General features: G+C 69.6%; 27 protein-coding genes and 1 tRNA gene. 13 read left to right on the top strand and 15 right to left on the bottom strand.

All coding sequences use genetic code 11. The annotated features are described in order from the left end of the window. The first annotated feature begins 77 nt into the window (after positions 1–77). The 6 genes from ABZ297_RS04690 to ABZ297_RS04715 all read left to right on the top strand — a co-directional run bounded on the left by ABZ297_RS04690 (position 78) and on the right by ABZ297_RS04715 (position 4,228). Entirely contained in the window at positions 78–983 is a 906-nt protein-coding gene (locus ABZ297_RS04690) for an alpha/beta hydrolase (protein WP_355339362.1), read from the top strand. Positions 984–1,146: 163 nt separating this feature from the next. Continuing rightward, positions 1,147–1,788 (top strand): response regulator transcription factor, encoded by a 642-nt coding sequence (locus ABZ297_RS04695; RefSeq protein WP_355339365.1) that lies wholly within the window; start codon positions 1,147–1,149, stop codon positions 1,786–1,788. Between the two features lie 71 nt (positions 1,789–1,859). Further along, positions 1,860–2,666 carry an MBL fold metallo-hydrolase gene (locus ABZ297_RS04700; protein WP_355339368.1) on the top strand — a complete coding sequence of 269 codons (807 nt, stop codon included), beginning with the start codon at positions 1,860–1,862 and terminating at the stop codon, positions 2,664–2,666. A 101-nt stretch (positions 2,667–2,767) separates the two neighbouring features. Next, positions 2,768–3,367: a PadR family transcriptional regulator gene (locus tag ABZ297_RS04705; RefSeq protein ID WP_355339371.1), complete on the top strand. Its 600-nt coding sequence runs from the start codon at positions 2,768–2,770 to the stop codon at positions 3,365–3,367. Positions 3,368–3,488: 121 nt separating this feature from the next. Beyond that, positions 3,489–3,866, top strand: coding sequence for an SgcJ/EcaC family oxidoreductase (locus ABZ297_RS04710; RefSeq protein ID WP_355339374.1), 378 nt, complete (start codon positions 3,489–3,491; stop codon positions 3,864–3,866). Further along, entirely contained in the window at positions 3,863–4,228 is a 366-nt protein-coding gene (locus tag ABZ297_RS04715; protein ID WP_355339377.1) for a hypothetical protein, read from the top strand. The genes ABZ297_RS04710 and ABZ297_RS04715 overlap by 4 nt, the downstream gene beginning before the upstream one ends. A 113-nt stretch (positions 4,229–4,341) precedes the next feature. On the opposite strand, the gene ABZ297_RS04720 is transcribed toward ABZ297_RS04715, so the two are convergent. From ABZ297_RS04720 to ABZ297_RS04730, 3 genes are read right to left on the bottom strand one after another with little or no spacing between them, the layout of a single operon-like run. Then, positions 4,342–4,734, bottom strand: a complete 393-nt coding sequence (locus ABZ297_RS04720; RefSeq protein ID WP_355339379.1) for a Rieske (2Fe-2S) protein — start codon at positions 4,732–4,734, stop codon at positions 4,342–4,344. After that, complete coding sequence (locus ABZ297_RS04725; protein WP_355339382.1) at positions 4,713–6,395, bottom strand: ATP-binding protein; 1,683 nt, start codon at positions 6,393–6,395, stop codon at positions 4,713–4,715. The genes ABZ297_RS04720 and ABZ297_RS04725 overlap by 22 nt, the downstream gene beginning before the upstream one ends. Then, on the bottom strand, positions 6,392–7,063 hold the full coding sequence (locus ABZ297_RS04730) for a response regulator transcription factor (protein ID WP_355339385.1): 672 nt from the start codon (positions 7,061–7,063) through the stop codon (positions 6,392–6,394). The genes ABZ297_RS04725 and ABZ297_RS04730 overlap by 4 nt, the downstream gene beginning before the upstream one ends. 124 nt (positions 7,064–7,187) lie before the next feature. On the opposite strand from ABZ297_RS04730, the gene ABZ297_RS04735 reads away from it, so the two are divergent. Beyond that, positions 7,188–7,667, top strand: a complete 480-nt coding sequence (locus tag ABZ297_RS04735; protein ID WP_355339388.1) for a hypothetical protein — start codon at positions 7,188–7,190, stop codon at positions 7,665–7,667. 415 nt (positions 7,668–8,082) lie between these two features. Here ABZ297_RS04735 and ABZ297_RS04740 read toward each other — a convergent pair whose 3' ends face one another. Beyond that, positions 8,083–9,159 (bottom strand): hypothetical protein, encoded by a 1,077-nt coding sequence (locus ABZ297_RS04740; RefSeq protein ID WP_355339391.1) that lies wholly within the window; start codon positions 9,157–9,159, stop codon positions 8,083–8,085. A 97-nt stretch (positions 9,160–9,256) separates the two neighbouring features. Then, entirely contained in the window at positions 9,257–9,733 is a 477-nt protein-coding gene (locus ABZ297_RS04745) for a hypothetical protein (protein ID WP_355339394.1), read from the bottom strand. A 146-nt stretch (positions 9,734–9,879) separates the two neighbouring features. Here ABZ297_RS04745 and ABZ297_RS04750 point away from each other — a divergent pair, with 146 nt between their 5' ends. Both ABZ297_RS04750 and ABZ297_RS04755 read left to right on the top strand, forming a co-directional pair. After that, positions 9,880–10,455: a peptidylprolyl isomerase gene (locus ABZ297_RS04750; RefSeq protein WP_355339397.1), complete on the top strand. Its 576-nt coding sequence runs from the start codon at positions 9,880–9,882 to the stop codon at positions 10,453–10,455. A 198-nt stretch (positions 10,456–10,653) separates the two neighbouring features. Continuing rightward, positions 10,654–11,532: a rhomboid family intramembrane serine protease gene (locus ABZ297_RS04755; protein ID WP_355339400.1), complete on the top strand. Its 879-nt coding sequence runs from the start codon at positions 10,654–10,656 to the stop codon at positions 11,530–11,532. 42 nt (positions 11,533–11,574) lie between these two features. Here the strand turns inward: ABZ297_RS04755 and ABZ297_RS04760 are convergent, their stop codons facing one another. Next, positions 11,575–11,820 carry a cell division protein CrgA gene (locus tag ABZ297_RS04760; RefSeq protein WP_355339442.1) on the bottom strand — a complete coding sequence of 82 codons (246 nt, stop codon included), beginning with the start codon at positions 11,818–11,820 and terminating at the stop codon, positions 11,575–11,577. Positions 11,821–11,964: 144 nt separating this feature from the next. Between ABZ297_RS04760 and ABZ297_RS04765 the strand changes: the two genes are divergently transcribed. From ABZ297_RS04765 to ABZ297_RS04775, 3 genes are read left to right on the top strand one after another with little or no spacing between them, the layout of a single operon-like run. Next, entirely contained in the window at positions 11,965–12,579 is a 615-nt protein-coding gene (locus tag ABZ297_RS04765; protein WP_355339403.1) for a class E sortase, read from the top strand. A gap of 1 nt (position 12,580) precedes the next feature. Then, on the top strand, positions 12,581–12,739 hold the full coding sequence (locus ABZ297_RS04770; RefSeq protein WP_355339406.1) for a hypothetical protein: 159 nt from the start codon (positions 12,581–12,583) through the stop codon (positions 12,737–12,739). Continuing rightward, positions 12,736–13,308 (top strand): gamma-glutamyl-gamma-aminobutyrate hydrolase family protein, encoded by a 573-nt coding sequence (locus tag ABZ297_RS04775; RefSeq protein ID WP_355339409.1) that lies wholly within the window; start codon positions 12,736–12,738, stop codon positions 13,306–13,308. The genes ABZ297_RS04770 and ABZ297_RS04775 overlap by 4 nt, the downstream gene beginning before the upstream one ends. Before the next feature lie 121 nt (positions 13,309–13,429). On the opposite strand, the gene pknB is transcribed toward ABZ297_RS04775, so the two are convergent. From pknB to ABZ297_RS04810, 7 genes are all read right to left on the bottom strand, one after another. Then, the gene (pknB, locus tag ABZ297_RS04780) at positions 13,430–15,286 is read right to left on the bottom strand and encodes a Stk1 family PASTA domain-containing Ser/Thr kinase (RefSeq protein WP_355339412.1); all 1,857 of its coding nucleotides are present in this window, start codon (positions 15,284–15,286) and stop codon (positions 13,430–13,432) included. A gap of 120 nt (positions 15,287–15,406) precedes the next feature. Continuing rightward, entirely contained in the window at positions 15,407–16,810 is a 1,404-nt protein-coding gene (locus ABZ297_RS04785) for a serine/threonine-protein kinase (RefSeq protein ID WP_355339415.1), read from the bottom strand. Positions 16,811–16,831: 21 nt separating this feature from the next. Then, positions 16,832–18,295, bottom strand: a complete 1,464-nt coding sequence (locus ABZ297_RS04790; RefSeq protein ID WP_355339418.1) for a penicillin-binding protein 2 — start codon at positions 18,293–18,295, stop codon at positions 16,832–16,834. Then, entirely contained in the window at positions 18,292–19,671 is a 1,380-nt protein-coding gene (locus tag ABZ297_RS04795) for an FtsW/RodA/SpoVE family cell cycle protein (RefSeq protein WP_355339421.1), read from the bottom strand. Before ABZ297_RS04795 ends, ABZ297_RS04790 begins: the two co-directional genes overlap by 4 nt. Then, positions 19,672–20,958 (bottom strand): Stp1/IreP family PP2C-type Ser/Thr phosphatase, encoded by a 1,287-nt coding sequence (locus tag ABZ297_RS04800; protein WP_355339424.1) that lies wholly within the window; start codon positions 20,956–20,958, stop codon positions 19,672–19,674. Further along, positions 20,955–21,425, bottom strand: a complete 471-nt coding sequence (locus ABZ297_RS04805) for an FHA domain-containing protein (RefSeq protein ID WP_355339427.1) — start codon at positions 21,423–21,425, stop codon at positions 20,955–20,957. Before ABZ297_RS04805 ends, ABZ297_RS04800 begins: the two co-directional genes overlap by 4 nt. 17 nt (positions 21,426–21,442) lie before the next feature. Further along, a complete protein-coding gene (locus ABZ297_RS04810; protein WP_350809742.1) occupies positions 21,443–22,183 on the bottom strand; it encodes a DUF3662 and FHA domain-containing protein in 741 nt (246 codons plus the stop codon). Between the two features lie 195 nt (positions 22,184–22,378). Here ABZ297_RS04810 and ABZ297_RS04815 point away from each other — a divergent pair. Then, positions 22,379–22,461, top strand: a tRNA-Leu gene (locus tag ABZ297_RS04815). 233 nt (positions 22,462–22,694) lie between these two features. On the opposite strand, the gene ABZ297_RS04820 is transcribed toward ABZ297_RS04815, so the two are convergent. Next, positions 22,695–23,846 carry a DUF418 domain-containing protein gene (locus ABZ297_RS04820; protein WP_355339431.1) on the bottom strand — a complete coding sequence of 384 codons (1,152 nt, stop codon included), beginning with the start codon at positions 23,844–23,846 and terminating at the stop codon, positions 22,695–22,697. Positions 23,847–24,002: 156 nt separating this feature from the next. Beyond that, on the bottom strand, positions 24,003–24,273 hold a 271-nt coding region (locus ABZ297_RS04825), incomplete at its 5' end, for a hypothetical protein (protein WP_355339434.1).

Raw genomic sequence — 24,273 nt, forward strand, 5'->3', positions numbered from 1 at the left:
GAACTGTCCGAGGGCCTGCGCCGGCTAGACGTTTCTACGCTGTAGGGTAGATCTACAACGTAGAAACTGGAGGCGAGATGGACGCGCGGCAGGAGACTGTCGAGGTGCCCGGGGCCCGGCTGCACACCGAGCGGGCCGGTACGGGCCCCGCCCTGGTGCTGATCCCCGGCGGCGGGGGAGACGCCGCGATGTACGAGGACGTCGTGCCCCGGCTGGCGGACCGGTTCACCGTGATCACATACGACAGGCGCGGCAACTCCCGAAGCCCGCTGGCGAGCCCGGACGCGTCCGTCGCGGTCTCACAGCAGGCCGCCGACGTCGTCGCGATCCTCGACCACTACGGCGTCGAGCGCGCCTTCGTCTTCGGCAACAGCAGCGGCGCGATCATCGCGCTGGAGGTCCTGGCACGTCACGCCGGTCGGCTACTCGGCGCCGTCGTCCACGAACCGCCGCTCGTCCGGCTCCTGCCCGACAGCCCCGACAGCCCCGAGGAGCGCGCCATGGCGGAGCTCTTCAGGATGGCCGAGCAGGAAGGGGTGATGCAGGCGTTCGCCGGATTCTCGGCCATGATCCTGCCCGACCCGCCGAAGCTGTTCGGCAGCCGCGCGGGCCGGGCCGTGACCGCCGGCGCGATGCGGGTGTTCGCAGGCGGCGCCGCGCTGGCACGGGGGATCACGGGCAGGCAGCCCGGCGGGATGACGCGGCTCGTGGGCAACACCGAGATCCTGCTGCGGCGCGAGCTGCCCGCGTTCCTGTACGAGTACGACCCGGACCTCGCCGCGCTGGAGGCGGTCACGGTGCCGTGGTGCTTCGCCACCGGCCGCGACAGCGTGGGCCGTCCCTACCACCGGCCCGCGCACGTCCTGAGCGAGCGGCTCGGGGTGCCGTGCGAGGAGTTCCCCGGCGGGCACGTCGCGTACCAGACGGATCCGGAGGAGTTCACCGCTCGGCTGACCGCGATCCTGGACGGTTTCTCCGCGTAGACCTCAGTACGAGGCGGTGCGGTAGCGGGACCACGATCACCCCGGATCGCCGGGCGCGGCGGGCAAGGTGGACCCAGCACTACTGCCCACCCGCTCCACCAGTGGATACCGTCGCAGGTGTGGTGCACAGGATCGCGCTGGAAGCGCTCACAGGGGAGACGTCGTGCGGGTGGTGATCGCCGAGGACGCCGTCCTGCTGCGCGAGGGCCTGGCCGGGCTGCTCGAACGCTTCGGGCACACCGTCGTCGCCTCTGTGGGCGACGCGCCCGCGCTGGTCGAAGCGGTGGCCGAGCACGATCCGGACGCCGTGGTGACCGACGTGCGGATGCCTCCCGGCTTCACCGACGAGGGCCTGCGCGCCGCCCTGGAACTGCGCAGGAGGAACCCGGAGCTGGCCGTCCTGGTGCTCAGCCAGTACGTCGAGCAGACGTACGCGACGGAACTCCTCGACTCCGGAGGCGGCGCGCGCATCGGCTACCTGCTCAAGGACCGCATCGGGGACGTCCGCGAGTTCGTCGACGCGCTCGACAGGGTGAGCGGGGGCGGCACGGTCGTCGATCCGGAGGTGGTCAGGCAGCTGCTCAGCCGCCGCCGCGACCCTCTGCGTCGGCTCACGCCCAGGGAGCAGGAGGTGCTGGGCCTGATCGCCGAGGGGCGCTCGAACGCCTCGATCGCCCGCGAGTTGTTCGTCACCGAGGCGGCCGTGGCCAAGCACATCGCCGGCATCTTCACCAAGCTGGACCTGCCTCCACAGGCGGACGGCCACCGGCGGGTGCTCGCCGTCCTGGCCTACCTGAGGGCCTGATCAGGCGAGGCGGAGCGCGGGCACGGTCTGGAAGTCATATCCCACGAAGGGATCCTAAGTAGGGTTCTGCTATGGGTGAGAAGTGGCAGGAAGTCGGCGACCGTGTGTACGTCCGCCGCCATGTGGCGTACGACCTGAACATCGGGCTGGTGGTCGGTGACGGGCACTGTCTGGTGCTCGACACGCGGATGTCGCACCGCGAGGCGTCCGACCTGATCGAGGCGATCAGGCGGATCACGAGCAGCCCGTGGACGGTGGTCAACACCCACTCCCACTTCGACCACTACTTCGGCAACGCGATGTTCCTGCCCGCCGAGATCTGGGGGCACGCCAGGTGCGCCGAGGAGATCGAGCGCGACGGCGTCGAGCAGCGCGCCAAGGTCGCCGGCCGCGAGCCTGCTGACAGGCGCGCGGAGGTGGAGGAGGTGGAGATCGTCCCGCCCGACCACACGTTCACCATCTCGGCCACGCTCGACATCGGCGGACGCAGCGTGCACCTGCGCCACTTCGGGCTCGGCCACAGCAGCAACGACATCGTCGCGCACGTGCCCGACGCGGGCGTGGTGTTCGCCGGTGACCTCGTGGAGGAGGGCGCGCCGCCGGCGTTCAGCGACTCCTACCCGCTCGACTGGCCCGCCACGACCGCCGCGATGCTGGCCGAGCTGCCCGAACCGGTGATCGTGCCCGGCCACGGCGCCGTGGTGGGCCGGGAGTTCGTCATCGATCAGCACGCCGAGCTGTCGGCCGTCGCCGACCTGGCCAGGCGGGCGCACGTCGAGGGCCTGCGCGACCTCATCAGGCAGTTCCCGTACCCCGAGGACGTCACCAGGCAGGCCATCGAACGGGCCTTCCTGCAACTCGACGCCCTCACCCTCTGACCACCCCTCCCCACACTCGCCCGAACTTTCCGCGCGCCGCACCTCTCCCTTCTCGACAGGCCGCTTGCTATAGTGCAAATTGCAATATAGAAGGAGGCATCATGGCGCGACGCCACGACCTGGTCGGTCTCACCGTGCTGGCCATGCTCTCGGTACGCGCCAGCCACCCCTACGAGCTGCACCGATTCATCGTCGACACCCACAAGGACTACGTGACCGGCCTGCCGAGAAGCCTCTACCACGCGGTGGAACGGCTGGCGGAGGCCGAGCTGATCGTCCCGGCGAAGACCGACCGCGAGGGCCGCAGACCGGAACGGACCGTCTACGAGATCACCGACGACGGCAGGCAGGAGCTGGCGACCAAGCTGCGCAGACTGCTGGAGGAGCCGCACCCCGACCGCCGCACACTGGTGGCGGCGGTCTCGCTGATCGGCGCGCTCCCGGTACGCGACGCGCGCACGGCCCTGAGCACCCGCACGGCCTCGATCGAGGGCACGATCAGCGGCATCGAGGCGCACATGCGGGTCATGACCGGCAACGGGCTGCCCGACGTGCTCATGCTCGAGCTGGAGTGCGAGCGCGCCCTGTACGCGGCCGAGCTGGCCTGGGTGCGTACCGTCCTGGACCGGCTGGAGAGCGGCGAGCTCGACTGGCCGGGCACGGTCAAGCAGGCGCTGATGGAGCAGGTCATCGACGGCTGAACCCCCACAGGCGACCGCCGGGGTGCGCCAACACCCCGGCGGCCGGAAATCCGAACAAGGCGCCTGCCCTGCCAGGACTCGCACGTCTCAGGATAGGCGCCGCGACACGAGGAGCTGTGCCATGTCCACAGAGATCAAGGATCTGCTCGCCGGTCTCGGCGAAGCCTGGAACCGCGGCGACGCGGCCGCGTACGCGTCCCTGTTCACACCGGACGCCGACTACATCACCTTCTTCGGCCTGCGCCTGCGCGGCAGGCAGGCCATCGAGGACGCGCACCGCGAGCTGTTCAAGACCCCGATCAAGCTCACGGGCGGCGGCGGCGAGCCGGACGTCAGGTTCCTGGGCGACGGCGTCGCGCTGGTGATCAGTGGAGGCGGCTCGACCGTCGGCGGCCGTCCGGACCCCGGACGTGACGCGATCGTCTCCTTCACCGCCGTGCGGACGTCCGACGGCTGGCGCTTCGCCTCCTTCCAGAACACGCGGGTGAGCCGTCCGTGAAGAAGACGCTGATCACCGAGGTGTCGGGAGTGGTCGAAGCGCCGCCGGCCCGCGTCCACGAGGCGCTGGCCAGGAGGTTCACTCCCGACGAGGTTCCCGACCACCCCGGCACCGTCGAGGTCACCGAGCGCATGATCGCCTACCAGGGCGGCTGGTGGTACCGGGGCGAGTGGACGCTGTCCGAGCACCCCCAGGGCACGCTGGTCACCCACCGCGTCTACAACGTGGCGGAGTCGATGCGCTGGGGAGTTTCGCTCGCCAACAGATTCTTCATCGGCTACGACGAGGCCACCCGCGACAGCTTCTCCAAGGGCATCAACCAGCTCGGCGAGGAGCTGGGCTGCCCGGCGCGTCTCACCTAGCCGCTGCCCAGGGGCCCGTTACCGCCGAGCACGCGAGGAGGCATCACCCGGCCCGGTGTGGACGCGGGCGTTCCGACGGGAGCGCCCAGCCGGCCACACCGGCCGGGTTCCGGTCACGCCAGGCTGATCTTGCCCTTCACCACCTTGATCCGCTTACGGGACAGCGCACGCTTCGCCGGGCCCCGCACCACGGCGCCCGTCGAGGCGTTGTACTGGCTGCCGTGGCAGGGGCAGTTGATCCTGCCGTTGCTGACGCTCGCCACCGTGCACCCCATGTGGGTGCACTTGGCGCTGAAGCACTTGAAGACGCCCTTCTTCGGTTGGGTGATCACGTACTTGCCCTGGACGATCTTCCCGCCGCCGAGCGGGATGCTCTTCGTGCTGGCGAGGACCGGAGCGGCGGCCTCCTCGGACGCTGCGGCCTCCGCCGGGCGCGCCGTCCACAGGAACAGGACTCCTGTGCCGGCGGCGCCGCCTCGGGTGATCAGTGCACGGCGTGTGAGCATGATTGCCTCCTTCCACCATTCACACGTTCAGTGGTGATCTCCTGGTTCAACGGAAATTTCGCGACAAGTCCGCCATCGACCGCTTCCAGCGTCCCGCCGTGGAGCACCGCGATGTCCCTCGCGATCGCCAGCCCGAGCCCCGCCCCGCCCGCGTCCCGCGCCCGCGCCTCGTCGAGCCTGGTGAAGCGGTCGAACACCGCCTCGCGCTGCTCGACGGGAATCCCCGGCCCGTCGTCCAGCACCTCCAGGACCGCCTCGGCCCCGTCCCGCCGCACCCGGACGCGCACCATCGAGGCCGCGTGCCGGACGGCGTTGTCCACCAGATTCGTGACGAGCCGCCCCACATGCCCCTGGGCGCCCTGGATCACGACGTCCGGCTCGACCTCCAGCCGCAGCCCGACCTCCGGCCGGCCGCGGACCGCCACCCCGTCGTGACCTGCCCGCCCCGCCCCCGTCTCGGTGTGGACGCGACGCAGCGACTCCTCCGCCGCCACCTGGCCGAGGTCGAGGTCCTTGGCGCGCAGGGGCTCTCCGGCGTCCAGCTTGGCCAGCAGGAGCAGGTCGGCGGCCAGGGACTGCAGACGTTCGACGTCCGCCAGGGCCTCGCGGGTGAGCTCGCTCGGCTCGGCCAGCTCCAGGCGGGCGCGGAGGGTCGCCATCGGGCTGCGCAGCTCGTGCGCGGCGTCGGCGACGAACCGCTTGTGCGTCTCGACCGCCGTCTCCAGCCGGTCGAGGGTGCCGTTCACGGTCGTGGCCAGCGCGGCGATCTCGTCCCCCGAGCGCGGGACGGGAACGCGCTGGTGCAGGTCGCGGGCGGTGATGTCGGCGACCTTGGCCCTGATCGCGGCGACCGGGGCCAGCGCGCGTCCGACCGAGAACCAGGTCATCCCCGCGACCACCAGCAGCAGCGCGGGCACGCCCGGGAGCAGCGCCCTGTTGAGCGTGTCGAGCGCCTGGTCGGCACCGTCCAGCGAGGCCCTGGCCCACAGCATCGCGGGCCCGTTGCGGGTGTTCACCTGCATGCCCGCGACCGCGAAGTTCTGCGTCTGCGCCGCCTCGACGGAGATGTCGTCCCTGGTCAGCCACACGTCGGGGTCGGACACGCGCTGGGCCGTCCCGGAAACGACGCCGAGGGGCAGGGCGGGCTCGATCGCTTCCGCGGTGCCCTCGGACCTGGCGTCGCTCCTGGTCGTGCCGGGAGTGGCGGGGATCGTGGTCGTGCTTGACGTGGCGTCGCGCGCGGCCGTACCAGGCGTGGCGGGGCTTGCGCTCGTCTCAGGTGTGGCGGTGGTCGTGGGGAGCCTGGTGGTGTGCGAGGGATCGGTGCTCTCCACGGGCGACGCCAGGGTGACGGTCTGGGCCATGGGCATCGCCGCGACCGCCCGCCGGGCGGCGTCGGCGTCCGCGCTGTTTTGCAGGCTGCCCCTGAGGACCGTCGCCAGGATGGCCGCCGCCGCCCCCAGCGCGACGGCCACCACCAGCGTCGCCGCCACGGTGGCGCGCAACCGCACGGACGCCGCCCCCGCCGGAAGCGGCGTGGACGCCAGATCGCGAGCGCGCCGCCAGAGCCGAGAAGACGCCAGGCCGCGAGCACGTCGCCAGAGCAGGGAGGGCCGCCGGCGCGGGGAGTACGCCGGGTTGTGAGGACGCCGCCAGGTCATGCCGCCTCCAGCCGGTAACCCGCACCACGGACCGTCACCAGCGACGACCGGCCGAACGGCTGGTCGATCTTGCGGCGGAGCGCGCTGATGTACACCTCGACGATGTTCGGGTCGCCGTCGTAGGAGAAGTCCCAGGCCTGGGCGAGCAGCTCGCGCTTGGAGACGACCTCACCGGCCCGCCGCGCCAACCCGTGCAGCACCGCGAACTCCTTCGGCGTCAGCCCGATCTCCACTCCGCCCCTGTGGCAGCGCAGCCCGGCGGGGTCGATGACCAGGTCGCCGACCGTGATCGACACGGGCCGTTCCCGGCCGCCGCGCCGTACCAGCGCGCGCAGCCTGGCGAGCAGCACCACGTAGGAGAACGGCTTGGCGAGGTAGTCGTCGGCGCCGTTGTCGAGCGCCTCGGCCTCGTCGTGGACGCCGTCCTTGGCGGTGAGCATCATGATCGGCGTCCAGTCGCTCGCCTCGCGCAGCCGCGAGCAGATCGTGTAGCCGTTCATCCGGGGCAGCATCACGTCCAGGACGATCACGTCGTAGTCGTTCTCCGTGGCCATCCAGAGACCGTCGCGCCCGTCGTAGGCCACGTCGACCGCGAACCCCTCGCCCGCCAGGCCGCCCTTGACGAGGTCGGCCAGCCGCTGCTCGTCCTCCACCAGTAAAACTCGCACGCGACCAGCGTGCCGCACCGCACCTAAAGCCAACCTGAAGATCATTTTGGCCGCCTTCAGCCTGGCTTCAGGTGCGGCACGCCAGTCTCGGAGCCGTCAGATCGTCTTCCAGCAAGGAGTTTCCATGTTCAAGCGACGTGTCGCGACCCTCGCCGCGGTCGGCGTGCTCGTGCTGACGGGCCTGGCCGGCTCGGCGATGGCGGCCGACAACGTGCCGCCCACCGCCGGTCAGAAGGTGACGTGCACCACGAGCGACGGCAAGACCGTCGAGCTCACCGCGGTGCGCGCGGCCGACGCCAGCTCGGCCGTGGCGATCAAGCGCGACGCTGACGGGACGGTGAGCAGCGTCGCCCCGGAGACGATCGCGGCGCCGACGGAGGGCCAGCCCATCAAGGCGGTGGAGTCGGGGGTGGCGAGCATTCCGGCCGACGACGAGACGGTGAAGACCGGTCACCGTGAGGCGGGCCAGACGGAGGGGGTCCAGCGTCTCGAGGCGATCCCCGCGACGAAGACCGTTCCTGCCACGAGGGCCGACGGCAAGGACGCGCCCGAACTGACCGAGCCGCCGGTGGGCGCCGAAACCATTAGCTGCCAGGTCAAGTAGGCCCCGCGTGCCCGCTGCGCCACCGGGGAACGCGGCGGGCACGTCAGCGGTACTCGTCCTCGTGACGATGCCCGGGACCGCGTCCCGTCGCATGGGCGCGTCCATGCGACTGTTGTGGAGCCGACGCGCATGGGGTGATCGCTAACGTGCGAGGAAACCGCCGTGACCTGCACGGTCACGCAGCTCCCTTGAAGGCCATCACGTGATCACCCTGTGCCCGCCGTGCTCCTGGGCGAGACGCCGGACGGCACGCGGGCCGGGGTCCGTCCCCGGCGTTGATGTCACTCCTGCACTGAGCGGGCGCTCTGGCCGGTGAAGCCGGCGGCCTCCTGGCTGAAGGTGATCACGATGTCTCTGTCGGGCAGTTGGTGACCATGGGGAGTTGCTGACCGACACGAACCAGAGACAGGGCATGTCAGGACGGGAACGACGGGTGGGGGCCGAGGGCCCAGTACTCGAAGAGCCCGTGCCCGACCAGCCCGTCGTACTCGAAGCGTCCCACCGCGTCGACCATCCCCCACATCCGCGCGACGTCGTCGGGCAGCGTGTACGTGACGCCCTGCACGACGGGCCCCTCGCCCTGGTACATGCCGTGCTTCCAGTCCGGTTCGAGCCCGTAGCCGGTGCCGACCATCAAGTGGACGGGCAGTATCGGCGTGCAGCGCACGTCGAACGGTTTGCCGCGCGGCGGGGCGAAGGTGATCGTGGCCTCGACGACGTCGCGGGTGCCGGGGGCGTAGACGGGGTGGTACTCGGGCCTGCCCAGGTACTCCTCGCGGCGCCCGTCGGACCAGACCCTGGTGGCCTCCTCCAGGACGCGGCGGCCCTGCTCGTCCTCCTGGACGATGCACAGGATCGCGTGGTCGTCGAAGCGCATGGGCGCGTACAGCCAGTAGAACGTGCCGGGGTTCTTCGCCTGGATGCCGGGCGGCTCGGGTTCGCCGACCGGCCGGATGCCCCATGACCGGTCGCGGGTGCCCTGCCAGCGGTCAGGGGTGACCTGCACGTCCTCGGAACCGATCCTGATATTTCCGGACCAGACGCCCGTCTGGGCCATCCGCAGCGAATCGAAGACAGCCCGCTCCTGCCAGCGCACGAAGTGCCGGGGCTCGACCGTCGCCGGGATCGTGCCCTCCCAGGTGAGGTCGAAGGACAGCCCGTGCTCATTCGGCTCCAGCACCACCCTGAGCCGTTTGAGCCCTTCGAGGACCTCCACCCGGAACGGGCCGATCCTGGTGTCCATCCGGTCGGCGCCCAGTTCGCGCGAGGCGCGCACGACCCGGTGCAGCTCCCGGTGGCGCACGCAGGCGAAGGCGTCGGTGACGCCGAGGTTGGGGTACTGGCCGAGCCCGACGATCAGCATCAGCTCGTCGGTGCCCGCGTGGCAGTTGAAGTAGTAGCGGTCGTAGAAGTTGCGGTCGGACGTGGTCACGTGCCGCATGACCTGGGCTGCCTGGTGGACGGGGTAGTCGTCGAGCGGTGACAGCGTCATGCAGCCGGTTGTAACAAGCGCTTGGTCGGACGTCAACGGCCCCCAGGAAGACGAAAGTGCGCCCCCGTTCCTGCGAGGGCGCACTTTCGTGCTCGGATCACGGCATCTTTTTCGACGCCTCGTCCGCCTTCTCGGACACCTTCGAGGTGGCCTCCTGGGCGGCCTCACCAGTGGTGCGCTCGGCCTTCTCGCCGGCCCAGCGGGACGCGTCGGACGCGGAGTCCTTCATATGCTCGGTCCACTGCTGGGCGTTGCGGCGGTACATGTATCCGGCCGCGCCCATGGCGATCCCGGTCAGCAGGATGATCACCGGCCACCGACGCGATCTGGTCGGTGTGGGGTCGATCTTCCCGGCAGCCGCTGTCAGCATCGAGCTGACTTTGGGGGCGAGAGTGTCCTCCACCCGAAGGGCGGCCTCCTCCAGCTTCGGTGCCGCCCAGTAACGGGCGTCCTCGATGCGCTGGGCGGCGACCACCTTGGCCTGGTCCGCCATCGGCATCACGCGTACGCCGGCTCTCGTGGCCTGGGCCTTCATCCGGCCCATCAGCGTGGTGGTCGGCACCACAATGGTCACGCGGCGTTTTCTCAGTGTCAGGGACACGACAACCTCCCCTGTCGTTGGGGCCCCGAGCCTGACCTTCCCGGTACAAGGCGGCTCAATCATGGCCGGTCGTGGGAGGATGAACTTGACGGCCTGATGACCGCAGGCATCACCACATCATGGAATCGACCCTGTACATAGAGGGGGGCAGCTGTCTCGTGGCTGAGAAGCTGATCGCGAATCTGAAGACGAATCGCGGAAACGTCAAGGTAGAACTCTTTCCCAACAAGGCTCCGAAAACCGTTCGGAACTTCGTCGAACTGGCTGAGGGCACGCGCGAGTGGACACACCCTGGCACCGGTGAGAAGAGCACCGACAAGTACTACGACGGCACGATCTTCCACCGGGTGATCTCCGGGTTCATGATCCAGGGCGGCGACCCGCTCGGCCAGGGCATCGGCGGCCCCGGCTACGAGTTCGACGACGAGATCCATCCCGACCTGTACTTCAACCGGCCGTACCTGCTCGCCATGGCCAACGCCGGCATCCGCTTCGGCAAGGGCACGAACGGCTCGCAGTTCTTCATCACGGTCGTGCCGACGCCGCACCTCAACGGCAAGCACTCCATCTTCGGTGAGGTCGTCGAGGGCCAGGACGTCATCGACGCCATCGCCAAGACCCAGACCGACAGGCGCGACCGGCCGGTCGAGGACGTCATCATCGAGTCGGTCACGATCGAGCGCGTGCCCGCCTGACCAGGAGCACCGCAGGGGCGGGCTGGTCAACCACCCAGGTCGGCGCACACCGACGCGCGGGGGCGGCACATACGCATGCGTGTACGTCCCCAGCGCTCAGGTCGCCGCACCACACCGGCGCGCGGGCCGGCGCAAGCGCGTGCGCACACCGGCGCGCGGGCAGGCGCGGCATACACGCGCAGGCCGTAGGCTTCGGTCATGACGAGCCTGCCGCCCAGCCCGCCCCCGCAGCCTGAGCAGCCTGCAGAGGCCGTGCCGACGTGCTACCGGCATCCCGGAAGGGAGACCTGGGTCCGCTGCCAGCGCTGCGAACGGCCCATCTGCCCCGACTGCATGCGCGACGCAGCCGTGGGCTTCCAGTGCCCCGAGTGCGTGGCCGAGGGCAACAAGGGAGCGCGGCAGGCGCAGGCGACGTTCGGCGGCCAGGCGGTCGCGACCCCGATCGTCACCTGGGTCCTGCTGGCGGTCAACGTCCTGGCCTACGGCGTGGAGCTGCTCGCGCCCGAGTACGTGGTGTCGCGCTTCGCGATGTGGGCCGACGGCGTCTACTTCGGCCAGTGGTGGCGATTGATCACCGGCGCGTTCCTCCACCTGCCGCTCACGGCGGGCGGTTTCGCGCTCACCCACATCCTGTTCAACATGTGGGCGCTGTACGCGATCGGCCCGGCGCTGGAGAGCCGTCTCGGCCACCTGCGCTTCCTGGCGCTGTATCTGCTCTCGGCGCTCGGCGGCTCGGTGGCCGTCTACATCTTCGGCGCGACCGCGGTGGGCGCGTCAGGCGCGATCTACGGCCTGTTCGGCGCGCTGTTCGTGGTCAGCAGGCGGCTCGGCTACGACGCCCGCGGGGTGCTCTGGCTGATCGGCATCAACGTCGTGCTGACCTTCGTCGTCTCCGGCATCAGCTGGGAGGGCCACCTGGGCGGCCTGGTGACGGGCACCGCGGTGGCCGCCGCCTTCGCGTACGCGCCGGCCAAGCAGCGCAACGTCACGCAGCTGGTGGCCGGGGTCGCGATCCTGGCTGTGTTGGTGCTGATCGTGCTCCTCGTGCAGCCGATGGGCCTCCAGCTGACAGGCTGAGCGCGCCGCTTCCACAGGGTGTGGAAAAGGCTGTGGAAAGAACTAACGCCAGCGGGTGGAAAGAACCACACCGAAGATGATGAAAACGAACCCGATCAGCAGGTTCCAGTTGTGCAGGTCGCCGATGAACTTCGCCTGGGGCGCCACGTAGTACACGGCGATCCAGAGGACGCCGATGATCCATGACACCACCATGGTCGGCGCCAGCCAACGAGGGCTGATCTTGACCTGCTGAGACCTCTGCGGCGGGGTGTAGACCGCTTTCTTACGAGCCTTCGACTTGGGCACTGGATAACTCCTGCTGAGGGCCTGGGCATCCGGATCGTCCGCAGGCTCTGCGTTAAGCGTAGTTGAAGTGTGCCCAAGGATAGCCGCCACGCGCACGACATGGCGATCCCAGGCGACGCGGTAGGTCACACATACGCTGATTCGGTGAGGACATTGCTACGCTCCGTAGGCGAGCTGACCATCACCGCAGGGCTGATCCTGATGCTCTTCTGCGCCTACCTGCTGTGGGGCACCGGCGTCTACACCGAGAGCCAGCAGGTCGTCCTCCAGAAGGAACTGGCCGAGGAGCAGGGCGCGCAGAAGCTCGGCAAGATCGAGCTGGGCCGGGCCGTGGCCATGCTGCGCATCCCCAGGCTCGGCCGCGACTACAAGTACGCCGTGGTCGAGGGCGTCGACGCCGAGCACCTCAAGAAGGGCCCAGGCCACTATCCGGGCAGCGCCCTGCCGGGCCAGATCGGAAACTTCGTCATCTCAGGGCACCGGACCACCTACGCGGCCCCCTTCAACGAGATCGACAAGCTGCAACGCGACGACGAGATCATCGTGGACGCCCGCGAGGCCCGCTACACCTACCGCGTCACCGCGCAGAACATCGTGGATCCCAGCGAGATCAGCGCCATCGCCCCTGTCCCCGGCAAGCCGGACACCAAGCCGATCAGGGCCTACATCACGCTGTCCACCTGCCATCCCGAGTACTCGGCGGCCGAGCGGCTCATCGTCTACGGCGTGCTCGAGAAGACCGAGCCGAGAAAGGACTGACATGTACGGCTGGATCTGGCGCAGGCTGCCCGGCAACACGGGCACCCGGCTGCTCACGGCCGCGGTGCTGGTCATCGCCGTCGGCGTCGTACTCTGGTATGCGGTGTTCCCGCTCCTGGAACCCGCGGTGACACTCGACGAGGTGACCGTAAGAACATGACCCGCGTGCTCGTCGTCGACAACCACGACAGCTTCGTCCACACCATCGTGCAGTACCTGCGCGAGCTGGGCGCCACCTGCGACGTGCGCCCCCGCGACGAGGTCAGCGTGAGCGACGCCGACGGCTTCGACGGCGTTCTCGTCAGCCCGGGCCCCGGCACGCCGGAGGCGGCAGGCGTGAGCGTCCCGCTCGTCCAGCGCGCCGCCGAGAGTGGCCTGCCGCTGCTCGGCGTCTGCCTGGGGCACCAGGCGATCGCCGTGGCCTTCGGGGCGACCGTGTCCCGCGCCCCCGAGCTCGTCCACGGCAGCACGAGCGCGATCGTCCACGACGGTCTGGGCGTGTTCGACACGCTGCCCTCCCCGGTGCGGATGACCCGCTACCACTCGCTCGCCGTGCGTCCCGACACCGTCCCCGAGGTGCTGGACGTGACCGCCCGCACCGACGACGGCGTCATCATGGGCCTGCGCCACCGCACGGCCCCCGTCGAGGGCGTGCAGTTCCACCCCGAGTCGGTGCTGTCGGAGCACGGCCACACGCTCCTGGCGAACTGGTTGCGCCGGATCGTGTAACGCCGGTCGGCCCGCGAACGACACACAGATGAGCGTCCCCGCCGTCGCCCCCGAGCGGCGGGGACGCTTCTTCATGTGAAAGGGCCGCCCTCCACGGGGAGGGCGGCCCTTCTCACGCTCGTCAGCCGTTCAGGACGCCGTCGTCGCCAGGCGGTTCGTCCTGGGTGGGGTCATCCGTGTTCGTGTCGGTCGGCTGCTCGGTCGGCAGGTCCGTCGGCTGATCAGTGGGCTGCTCCGTCGGCTGCTGCGTGTCAGGGCCGGTGGAGACCACGATCGTGATGGTGGTGCCCGGGTTGAGCTTGGTGCCTCCAGGCGGGTTCTGCTGGATCACCGTGCCTTCGGGCTGGTCGCTGGCCATCTTGCGGACCTGCGCCCGGAAGCCCGCGCCTCTGACGGCCTTGACGGCGTCCTGCTCGGTCAGCCCGCTCACGTCGGGGACCTCGGTCAGCTCCTTGGGCACGTAGAGCGCGACGGTGCCGTTCTTCTCGATCGACTCGCCCGCCGGCGGGTCGGTCTTGATGACCTTGCCCTGCGGCTTGCTCGACGTCATGAACTTGACGGAGCCGACCAGCTTGGCCTGGTCGAGGATGCTCTTGGCCTCTTCGACGGTCACGCCGACCAGGCCGTCGGGCACCTTCACCTTCTCCGGCCCCTTGGACACGATCAGCTTGACCGTGGCGCCCTCGTCGACCTTGGTGCCCGCAGGGGGATCGGTCTTGATCACCGTGCCCTTGGGGTCCTCGTCGCTGTTCTGCTCGACCACCTCGGGCTTCAGCTTCAGATTGGTGAGCTGGGCGGCCGCGGCCTTGGCGTCCTGAGTGGCCAGCTCAGGGATCGAGATCTGCTGCCCGGTCGTGTTCTCGTCGGAGCTGAGGAACGCGTAGCCGACGCCGATGAACGCGCCGATGACCAGCAGCGGGACGAGGATCCAGGCGGCCGTCTTGACCGCCTTGTTGCCTCCGCCGCTGGCCCGCCTGCGCCCGCCGTGCCTGCCGCCGCCGCCCTCGTCGTCGTACTCGTACGGCGGGACGGCGCCGGTGCGCTGGGTGGCGGGGCCGGCGGCCGACTGGGTGGCCGTCATCATACGGGTGCCGGCGTTGTAGTTGGTCGTCATCGCCGTCGTCTGCGCGTCGACCGGCATGCCGGACATCGCCCGCTGGATGTCGGCCCGCATCTCGCCCGCGCTCTGGTAGCGGTGCGCAGGGTCCTTGGCCATGGCCTTGAGCACGATGGCGTCGGCCCACGGCGGGATCTGCGGGTCGATCTGGGACGGCGGGATCGGCTCTTCGCGGACGTGCTGATAGGCGATCGCCACCGGGGAGTCGCCGGTGAAGGGGGGCTGCCCGGTGAGCAGCTCGTACAGCACACAGCCGGTGGAGTAGATGTCACTGCGGGCGTCGACGCGTTCGCCGCGGGCCTGCTCGGGCGACAGGTACTGGGCGGTCCCTATCACCTGCGCGGTCTGCGTCATCGTCGCGGCCGAGTCGGCCATCGCCCTGGCGATGCCGAAGTCCATCACCTTGACGTCGCCGTTGCGGGTGATCATGACGTTCGCGGGCTTGATGTCGCGGTGCACGATGCCGCCGCGGTGGCTGTAGTCGAGAGCGCGCAGGATGCCGTCGACCAGCTCGGAGGCGCGTTCGGGCAGCAGCCGCCGGTCCTGGCGCAACAGGTCGCGCAGCGTGCGCCCGTCGACGTACTCCATCACGATGTAGGGCACGGGAGTGCCGTCGGTGACGTCCTCGCCGGTGTCGTAGACCGCGACGACGGCCGGGTGGTTCAGCGAAGCCGCCGACTGCGCCTCACGACGGAAACGGGCCTGGAAGGTGTGGTCTCGCGCCAGGTCCGATCGGAGCGTCTTGATCGCGACTATGCGGTCCAGTCGGATGTCTCGGGCGCGATACACCTCGGCCATGCCGCCACGCCCGACGACACCGTCGAGCTCGTAACGGCCTCCGAGTCGCCGAGGCTGAGTCATTTCCTGCACTGTCCCTTACCGTTCATCTTGAGTACCGGCCTCCGGCTTTCGCCTCCGGTGTACGCCTCCGGCATCCGGCCCTGATCGGGGGCCACCGGTCTCCATCATCGACCCCGCGTTTCATGACGTCCCGCCATCAGCCGGGTTTGTGTGACCCGGGTCTGGTGAGGCGCTCGGTGTCGGTGTTGTCGGCGTGGTGGTGGGCGTTGGGGTTGGTGTTGGGGTCGGGGTACGAATGGTCGGGGTCGGTTTGGGTGTCGGCTTCTTGGTCGGAGAAGCCGACGTGCTTACGGTAGCCGACCGTGAGGTTACCGGCCGCGTCGACTTTGCCGGAACCGCAGGGGGTCTGCGCGTGTGCGGTGTCTTGGTGCGCGGCGGCTTCTGCACCGGTGTGAACAGTACAGACTCGGTGGGGTCGGCGACATCCGGCGGCGTCGGTGTCGTCGGCCGGCTCTGCGCCAGCGTGATGGCGCTGAGCCCCACCGCCGCCACGCAGCCCGCCGCCGCCACCAGCGCCAGGGTCCGCCTGCCCCTCGACCGCCGGGGCGAGGGCGAGGCGGGCGGCATGGTGGGCGGCATGGTGGGCGGCATGGTGGGCGGCTCATGCAGCTCGGTGTCGGCTCTGCCGAGGTCGTCGGTGGTCGGCTCGGTCTGCGGCTGGCGGACGCGGAAGCCGCCCGGGTCGGTGAGCATGCTCAGGTCGGCGCCCTGCTCGACGCTGGCCAGCGAATCGCGCAGCACGTACGCCCGGTCGGCGACCTCCAGGGCGGAGCCCGGACGCTGCCCCGGCTCCTTCGCCAGCAGCGCCATGACCAGCTCGCGCACCGCGGCGGGCACGTCGACGCCGAGCGGTGGCGGCGGCTCGTTCAGGTGCTGGAGCGCGATCGCCACCTGGGTGTCGCCCCTGAACGGGGTGCGCCCGGCCAGGCACTCGTAGGCCACCACGCCGAGCGAGTACAGGTCGGTGGACGGCGTGAGCGGCAGGCCCTGCGCCTGTTCGGGGCTGACGTACTGGGCGGTGCCGAGCACGGTGCCCGTCTGCGTCACCGGCGCCGCCTCCAGCGCGCGGGCGATGCCGAAGTCGGTCACCTTGATCGCGCCTTCGGGCGTGACGAGCAGGTTGCCCGGCTTGATGTCGCGGTGGATCACCGCGGCGGTGTGCGCGGCGTGCAGCGCCTTGGCGGTCTGGTGGACGACGTCCAGCGTCACCTCGGGGCCGAGGGAGCGGTTGCGCGCCAGGATGGCCGACAGCGGCTCGCCGTGCACCAGCTCCATCACCAGGTAGGCCAGGTCGCTCTGCTCGCCGTAGTCGAAGATCTGGGCGATGGCCGGGTCGGCCAGGGCGGCGGTGATGCGGGCCTCGTTGCGGAAGCGGTCGAGGAAGGTGTGGTCGGCGTGCATGTGGCTGCGCAGCACCTTGACGGCGACCTCGCGGCCGAGCAGCTCGTCACGGGCACGCCAGACGTCCCCCATACCGCCCGAGGCGATGCGGGAGAGCAGGAGGTAGCGGTTACCCAGCCGCATGACCCAGCACGTTACCGTCAATCACCGGGACAGCACCGCCTCCATCACGGCCTTCGCGATCGGAGCGGCCGTGTGGCCGCCTGTCGCCTCCGCGCCGACGTTGGCCGCGCCGGACTCGACGATGACCGCGAGCGCGATCTGCGGGTCGTTGGCGGGCGCGAAGGAGATGAACCAGGCGTGCGGGGGCTTGCCGTCGCTGGTCTCCGCGGTGCCTGTCTTGCCCGCCACCTGGACGCCCGGGACCTGCGCCAGGTTGGCGGTGCCGTTGTTGACGACGCTGACCATCATCTCGCGCAGCTTGCCCGCCGTCTCGGAGCTGACCGCCTCCGACAGCTCCTCGGGCTTGGCCTCGTTGATCGAGTCGCCCTTGGCGTCGCTGATCTTGTTGACCAGGTACGGCTTCATCACCTTGCCGTCGTTGGCGATGCCCGCGGCGATCATGGCCATCTGCAACGGCGTCATCCGGTTGCTGCGCTGGCCGATGGAGGCCATGGCGAGCGCCGCCTTGTCCTCCTCGGGCCCGAAGTCGCTGTTGGTCACCGACATCGGGACGGAGATCGGCTGGCCCATGCCGAACTTCTCGGTCTGCTCCCGCATCTTGTCGTAGCCGAGGTCCATGCCGATCTTGCCGAACGGCGTGTTGCAGGACTTCTCCAGCGCGAACACCAGCGGCACCTGCCCGGCGCCGCAGGCCGCGCCGCCGTAGTTGGGCAGGCTGATGGTGGTGCCGGGCAGCGGGAGGCGCTGCGGCGCGGGGACGACCGTCTGCGGGCCGCGGCCGGAGTCGTCCTCCAGGTACGCGGCGGCCGTCACGACCTTGAACGTGGAGCCGGGCGGGTAGGTCTGGGCGATCGTCCGGTTCAGCAGCGGCTGGCCGTCGGCCTTGGCCAGCTCGTCGTACCGGGGGAACACCTTGCTCTTGTCGGTGCCCGACAGCTCGGCCGGGTCGTACGTCGGCAGCGACACCATCGCCAGGATGGCCCCGGTCTTGGGGTTCAGCGCGACCAGCGCGCCGCGCTTGCCGCTCTGGCGCAGCGCGTCGTAGGCCGCCTTCTGCGCCTTGGGGTTGATGGTCAGGTCGACGTTGGCGCCCTTGGTGGGCTCGCCGGTGAACAGGTCGATGCTCCGCCTCAGCAGCAGGTCGGGGCTGGACCCGTCGAGCAGCGCGTTCTCCGACCGCTCGATGGCTGACTCGCTCTCCGGCGAGAAGAAGCCGGTGACGTGCGCGTACAGCTTGCCGTCGGAGTACTCCCTGATGAACCTGAACTGCTTGTCCTTGGTCTCCACCGACTGCGCGAGGATCGCCTTGCCGCTCGCGGTGATCCGGCCGCGCTCCACGGCGTAGCGCTCGTAGAAGTTACGCCTGTTGCGCGCGTCGGAACTCAGCTCGTCCGCTTTGTAGGCCTGAACGTAGTTCACGTTGATCATGAGGAGCGCGAACATGGCCAGGCAGGCCACGGCCGCGCGCTTCAGAGTGCCGTTCATCGCTGGAACACCTGCGTCATTCCCTCGTTCTGGATCGCCTGGGGCGGAGGCCGCCTGGCCGCATCAGACATGCGTACCAAGAGGGCGATAAGCACCCAGTTAGCCAGCAACGCCGAGCCGCCCTGGGACATGAACGGGGTGACCAGGCCGGTCAGCGGGATGAGGTTCGTCACGCCGCCGACGATGATGAACACCTGCCAGGCCAGAATGAACGACAGGCCGCCCGCCAGCAACTTGGTGTACGGCTCGCGCGCCGCGATCGCGGTGCGCAGCCCCCGCTCCACGATCAGCGCGTAGACCATGAGCAGCGCCATCAGGCCGGTCAGGCCGAGCTCCTCGCCGGTGGCGGCGAAGATGAAGTCGGAGAACGACAGCGGGATGAGGGAGGGGTGGCCCTGGCCCAGGCCCGTGCCGAGGATGCCGCCCGCGCCCATCGCGAACATGCCCTGCATGAGCTGGGCGCTGCCGCCGAGCTCGCGGTCGAAGAACTGCTGGTTGCCGGGGTCGAGCCAGACCTCGATGCGGGCGTGCACGTGGTCGAAGATCTGGCTGGCGATGAACGCGCCGCCGACGAACAGCAGGATGCCGATCAGCACCCAGGACGTGCGCTGGGTGGCGATGTACAGCATCACGATGAACGTGCCGAACAGCAGCAGCGAGGAGCCGAGGTCCTTCTGCAGCACCAGCACGCCCAGGCTGACCGCCCAGGTGATGAGCACCGGGCCGAGGTCGCGGGCGCGGGGCAGGTCGATGAAGAGCAACCGGCGCCCGGCCAGGGCCAGCACGTCGCGCTTGGCCACGAGGTAGCCCGCGAAGAAGACGACGAGCGCGATCTTGGCCAGCTCTGCGGGCTGGATGCTGGCGGCGCCGAAGCCGATCCAGATCCTGGCGCCGTTGACGCTCTTGCCCAGCCCGGGGATCAGCGGCGAGACCAGCAGGAACAGCCCGGCGAAGCCCGCGGTGTACGTCAGCCGCTGCAGCACGCGGTGGTCGCGCAGCACGATCAGCGTGATGGCGAACAGAACCACGCCCGCGCCGGTCATGATGAGCTGGTTGGTGGCGGAGGCGCCGCCGGCGCCCGCGACCTCGAGCCGGTAGATCATCACCAGGCCGATGCCGTTGACCAGCGTGACCAGAGGAAGGAGGAGAGGGTCGGCCCACGGCGCGAACTTGGCCAGCACCAGGTACGCGGCCAGCATGAACACGCCCAGGCCCAGGCCGTAGGTCAGCATGCCCGAGGGGATCTTGCCGTCGACGGCGAGCCCGACGTTGGCGTAGGCGGCCATGGTGATCAGGACCGCGAACCCGAGCATGACCAGCTGGGTCACGCGCCGCTTGGCGGGCATGGCGACGGAGGGGGCTGCCAGGTCACTCATCTACTGCGGCTTCGCCTTCGTCGCGCTGGGGTCCGGCGACGGGCTCGCCGTGGAAGCGTCCTTCTGGTCCGTCGAGAACTTCAAGTTGTTGATCCTCGTCATGCCTTCGGCGACGTTGGTGACCGGGATGCCGTCCTTGATCAGCGCCTGGTCGAGGGGCGAGAGTTTGGACAGCGCCTTGCCGGTGCTCTGCACGACCGAGAAGAACCGGATCGGCCCGACCTCCTGCTGGATCCCCTGGAAGACGACGACCTCGTCGCCCCTCGCCCCGACGTAGAACTGGTCCTGGGTCCACTGCCAGCCGAAGTAGCCGCCGGCGCCGACCGCGACGACGGCCACACCGAAGACGGAGACCAGGAGAGGCCACGCCCGGCGGCGCTTGGCCGGTCGCCGGGCCACCTCCGGCTCCGGCTCGTCGTAGTCGTCGTCGACGGCCATCACCGGCTGGGGCGCGGTCACCGCGCTCGCCCGCCCCGGCGAGGTGTTGTCGGGAGAGTTCGCCCGCAGGCGGTTCATGCCCGCCGCGCCGACGACGGCGGCCTCGGTGGGCACCTGCTGCCCCTCCGTCAACTCCACCACGTCGGCGAGCACGCAGGTGATGTTGTCGGGCCCGCCGCCCCTGTTGGCCAGGTCGATGAGCTGGCGGACGACCTCCTCCGGGTCGTCGATGTTGGTGAGCGTGGCGTGCAGCGTCTCCGCGCTCACCACGCCCGACAGGCCGTCGGAGCACAGCAGATAGCGGTCGCCCACCTGCGCCTCGCGCAGGCTGAGATCGGGATCGACCTCACCGCTGCCGTCGAGCGCCCGCAGCAGGATCGACCGCTGCGGGTGGGTGGCCGCCTCCTCGGGGGTGATGCGCCCGTCGTCGACCAGCTGCTGCACCAGCGTGTGGTCGTGGGTGATCTGGTACAGCTCCCCGCGTCTGAGCAGGTAGGCGCGCGAGTCGCCGACGTGCACCAGAGCGACCTGGGTGCCGTGCCAGAGCATGGCGGTGAGTGTCGTGCCCATGCCCTTGAGGCTGGGATCCCGCCCCACCATCTCGTGCAGCTTGCGGTTGGCGTCGCGTACCGCTGCCTCGATGGCGTTGAGCAGGTCACCCCCCGGCTGGGCCTCTTCCAGAGAGGCCATTGCGGCGATGGCGACGGAGCTCGCCACCTCGCCGTGTGCGTGCCCGCCCATGCCGTCGGCGACGGCAAGCAGGCGGCCGCTAGCGTACGCCGAGTCCTCGTTCCCTTCGCGGAGGAGGCCGACGTCCGAGCGGGCGGCGTAGCGGAGTGCGATGGTCATTTGCGCAATTCAATGACTGTCTTGCCGACGCGGATCGGAACACCGAGCGGCACCGGGGTCGGACGGGTGACTTTCGAGCGGTCAAGATACGTGCCGTTGGTCGAGCCGAGATCTTCCACGATCCACTGACCGTCCTGAGGGAAGAGCCGGGCATGCTGGCTGGAAGCGTAGTCATCGCTGACTACCAGCGTGGCGTTGTTCGCCCGGCCAATGGTGATGGGCGTCTCCGTGAGGTTAATGGTGGTGCCCTGCAGCGGGCCACCTGTCACAACGAGCTGGCGTGGCTCGCCCTTCTTGCTCTTGGGCTTGGCCGCCGGTTTGGCGGGTTTCGCACTCTTTCGCGGACCCGCCGGAGCCGTACGTGATCCGAACAAGTCTGTCCGGATCACGCCGACTGCGGCAATGACGAAGAACCACAGCACCGCCAGGAAGGCGAGCCGGATCAGCAGCAGCGTGAGCTCGGACATGGACCGTTTGTCTACCCCTAATCGCGCCGGAACACCAGAGTCGTGCGCCCCAGAGTCACTCGCGTGCCGTTCTGGAGCTCGATCCTGCGTACCGGCTGGCCGTTGACGAAGGTGCCGTTCGTCGACCCTAGATCGACGAGAGCCACCTGGTGACCCTCGACGCGCAGCTCCGCGTGGTGCCGCGAGACGCCGGGGTCGACGAGACGAAGATCGCAGTCGGTGCCCCTGCCGAGCAACGTCACCGGAGTGGTGAGCTCGTAGGAGCGGTCGCCCTGCGGGTCGTCCTGAGTGGATACGAGCAGCCTGGGCCGCCCGTTGAACGCGTTGGGACGTGATGGGGGCAGGTCGCTCGCCGGCTGGCGGATCTCGTCCTGCTCGACCGTCGCGCCGCGGATGACGCCCGACCGGATGCGGAACAAGCCCACAGCCAGGTCTGCGGCGGTCTCGAAGCGGACCCGGACCGGTCCCACGAAGGAGTAGCCCTGTTCCTTGGCGTACTCCCTGGCGAGGTTGGCCAGCTCATGGCTGATGCTGTCGGTGTAGACCTCAAGCCGTTCGCTGTCGGTCGTGGACAGTTCGACCACGAAGTCGTTGGGCACGAGCGTTCGACCCTGGGCGACGATCGCCGCGCGCTCGTCCATCTCCCGCTGAACCGCGCTGGCGACCTCGACCGGTTGAAGGTCAGATTTGAACGCCCGCGCAAAGGCCCCCTCAACCAAGCCTTCGAGCCTTCGCTCGAAGCGCTGAAGGACTCCCACCGGGTACCTCCCTTCCTCCGTGCATATGATCGCGGCCCCAGGCAGGCTGGACGCCTGGTTTCCGCTCTACCACGCGGCGGCGATCCCGGCGCTCGTCGGCGTCGCGCCCAGCTCCTCCGCTCCCGTGTCTTATGCGATCGTATCCGGGTTCAGTAGCACCGGCTGTTCCGTGCTACTGTTTCTCAGCACCCACAAGGGCGGGTGGCGGAACGGCAGACGCGCACGGTTCAGGTCCGTGTGTCCGAAAGGACGTGAGGGTTCAAATCCCTCCTCGCCCACTTCGGGTCACCGATGAAATCGGCAGACCCACACTGACGAAAGAAGGCCTCGGTTCGCAAGAGCCGGGGCCTCTTCGTTGTTCAAGAACTTTTCAGTACCGCTGACGCTCCGCTGGTAGACGGTAGACGGGTGCGCTTGCAGATTACTTTCGTGCGGCTTGCGTGATTTCGACCACAGTTTCTGCGTGAAGTCGCTCATGGAGCAGGCAGCGAGCGGCTAGCGCACGAGCGCGTCATCGGTATGACAGCCGTCGCAGCAGCACCTCGGCCGGGCCGCGGTGGCCCGCCCGGCGCATCCACTCGGCCAGCAGGACCGAGACCGCCCAGAGGGCGACGGCGATCCCGAAGGTGGCGGCGGAGCCCATGTCGTCCCGCAGGTCCAGGGTGAACGGGTAGAACAGGGCCAGCCACACCACCGACTGGAGCAGGTAGAACGTCAACGACCGCTGGCCCAGCGCCGTGAGGGCGGTGGTGAGGGGGCCGTGGCCGCGGCCGAGCCTGATCGCGACGAGCCCGACGGCGGCGGCCATGCCGATGCCGCCGAGGTAGCCGGTCAGGTCGTGCGCGACGGCGACCGCCCAGGCCACGGGCGTGGAGGCGGTCGTCCACGCGCCGGTCAGCAGCAGGGCCATGGGGAGCCTGCCGATGACGGACACCCCGATGAAGATCACGGTGACGCGACGCAGCAGCGGCGCGTGGCGCTCGGGCTCGTCGAGGATCCGGCGCCGGGAGGCCCAGATGCCCATCAGCATGCCCGGCACCACCATGACGGTCGACACGGCAGTCTCCACCGGCCAGGACGGGATGCTGGCGACGAGATGGGCGACGAGGTCGGGCTCCATGTACTGCGCCATGGTGATGGGGGTGCCGCCGGCGGCGGCGGCCAGGGCCGTCACGCTCTGCCACGCGAGCAGGGCGGTCGCGGGGACGAGGGTCAGAGCGCTCGTCCACCACAGCACCGAGTCGCGGGCCCGGACGAGCGGCGCGAGCACGAGCAGCGTCAGCCCGTAGACCGCGACGACGTCGAACGGCACCAGCACCACCGTGTTCGCGAAGCCGATGACGATCAGCCAGAGACTCCTGCGGCGCAACAGCTTCCTGGTGGACGTCCAGTCGCCGCCCCGCGCGCGCCGGCGCTGGTACAGCTGTCCCAGCCCATAGCCGAAGAGGAAGACGAACATCGGGCGGGCCTGGTTCTCGGCGAGCAGGGACCTGACGAACTCGGCGGCGGTGTTGAGCGCGGACGGGCCGAGATCCCGGTGGCTGACGAACGCGGGCGCGTGCGCCAAGGCGATCAGCAGCAGCATGAAGCCGCGTGCCAGGTCCGGCGCGAGCGATCGAGCGGTGGCGCTCGTGGGCGCCACGGCGGGGAGGGGGCTGGTCATGGCGCCAACGATGTCCGGCCGCGCTGATAGGCACCCGACAACGGCCTGACATCCGCCACGCGAGGCCGTCAGGTGCCTGACGCTCCCTACGCGGGCCTGGCGGTCCTAAGCGTGGCTGACAGCCCCACGCGGGCCTGGCGGTCCTGCGCGAGCCCGTCAGGACGAGCCGGCGGCCTCCGTCAACCGGTTCATCGCGACGTCCCTCGGCAGCCCGGCCCCCTGGCGGTACGCCTCCCTGTACTCCGCGTCGCCGAGCCGCGCCCTGAGCTCGGCGACCAGGTCGCGCAGCTCCGGGTTGCCCTCGTCGAACACGCCGCGGATGACCTGGCTCATCCCGAGCGAGGTCGCCGCCCCGGCCGGATCGCCTTCCAGCAGGAGCAGCCCGGCCAGCAGCTCCGCGGCCCGCGCGGCGTCGCGCTTGGCGAAC

It is taken from the genome of Nonomuraea sp. NPDC005983 (assembly GCF_040614375.1).
Lineage (GTDB): Bacteria > Actinomycetota > Actinomycetes > Streptosporangiales > Streptosporangiaceae > Nonomuraea.

Bases quoted from the DNA above. Each gene is read 5' to 3' on its own strand.
- ABZ297_RS04690 (WP_355339362.1), top strand. From the start codon at position 78: ATGGACGCGCGGCAGGAGACTGTCGAGGTGCCCGGGGCCCGGCTGCAC.
- ABZ297_RS04700 (WP_355339368.1), top strand. From the start codon at position 1,860: ATGGGTGAGAAGTGGCAGGAAGTCGGCGACCGTGTGTACGTCCGCCGC.
- ABZ297_RS04705 (WP_355339371.1), top strand. From the start codon at position 2,768: ATGGCGCGACGCCACGACCTGGTCGGTCTCACCGTGCTGGCCATGCTC.
- ABZ297_RS04710 (WP_355339374.1), top strand. From the start codon at position 3,489: ATGTCCACAGAGATCAAGGATCTGCTCGCCGGTCTCGGCGAAGCCTGG.
- ABZ297_RS04720 (WP_355339379.1), bottom strand. From the start codon at position 4,734: ATGCTCACACGCCGTGCACTGATCACCCGAGGCGGCGCCGCCGGCACA.
- ABZ297_RS04725 (WP_355339382.1), bottom strand. From the start codon at position 6,395: ATGACCTGGCGGCGTCCTCACAACCCGGCGTACTCCCCGCGCCGGCGG.
- ABZ297_RS04735 (WP_355339388.1), top strand. From the start codon at position 7,188: ATGTTCAAGCGACGTGTCGCGACCCTCGCCGCGGTCGGCGTGCTCGTG.
- ABZ297_RS04740 (WP_355339391.1), bottom strand. From the start codon at position 9,159: ATGACGCTGTCACCGCTCGACGACTACCCCGTCCACCAGGCAGCCCAG.
- ABZ297_RS04750 (WP_355339397.1), top strand. From the start codon at position 9,880: ATGGAATCGACCCTGTACATAGAGGGGGGCAGCTGTCTCGTGGCTGAG.
- ABZ297_RS04755 (WP_355339400.1), top strand. From the start codon at position 10,654: ATGACGAGCCTGCCGCCCAGCCCGCCCCCGCAGCCTGAGCAGCCTGCA.
- ABZ297_RS04770 (WP_355339406.1), top strand. From the start codon at position 12,581: ATGTACGGCTGGATCTGGCGCAGGCTGCCCGGCAACACGGGCACCCGG.
- ABZ297_RS04775 (WP_355339409.1), top strand. From the start codon at position 12,736: ATGACCCGCGTGCTCGTCGTCGACAACCACGACAGCTTCGTCCACACC.
- pknB (WP_355339412.1), bottom strand. From the start codon at position 15,286: ATGACTCAGCCTCGGCGACTCGGAGGCCGTTACGAGCTCGACGGTGTC.
- ABZ297_RS04785 (WP_355339415.1), bottom strand. From the start codon at position 16,810: ATGCGGCTGGGTAACCGCTACCTCCTGCTCTCCCGCATCGCCTCGGGC.
- ABZ297_RS04790 (WP_355339418.1), bottom strand. From the start codon at position 18,295: ATGAACGGCACTCTGAAGCGCGCGGCCGTGGCCTGCCTGGCCATGTTC.
- ABZ297_RS04795 (WP_355339421.1), bottom strand. From the start codon at position 19,671: ATGAGTGACCTGGCAGCCCCCTCCGTCGCCATGCCCGCCAAGCGGCGC.
- ABZ297_RS04800 (WP_355339424.1), bottom strand. From the start codon at position 20,958: ATGACCATCGCACTCCGCTACGCCGCCCGCTCGGACGTCGGCCTCCTC.
- ABZ297_RS04805 (WP_355339427.1), bottom strand. From the start codon at position 21,425: ATGTCCGAGCTCACGCTGCTGCTGATCCGGCTCGCCTTCCTGGCGGTG.
- ABZ297_RS04820 (WP_355339431.1), bottom strand. From the start codon at position 23,846: ATGACCAGCCCCCTCCCCGCCGTGGCGCCCACGAGCGCCACCGCTCGA.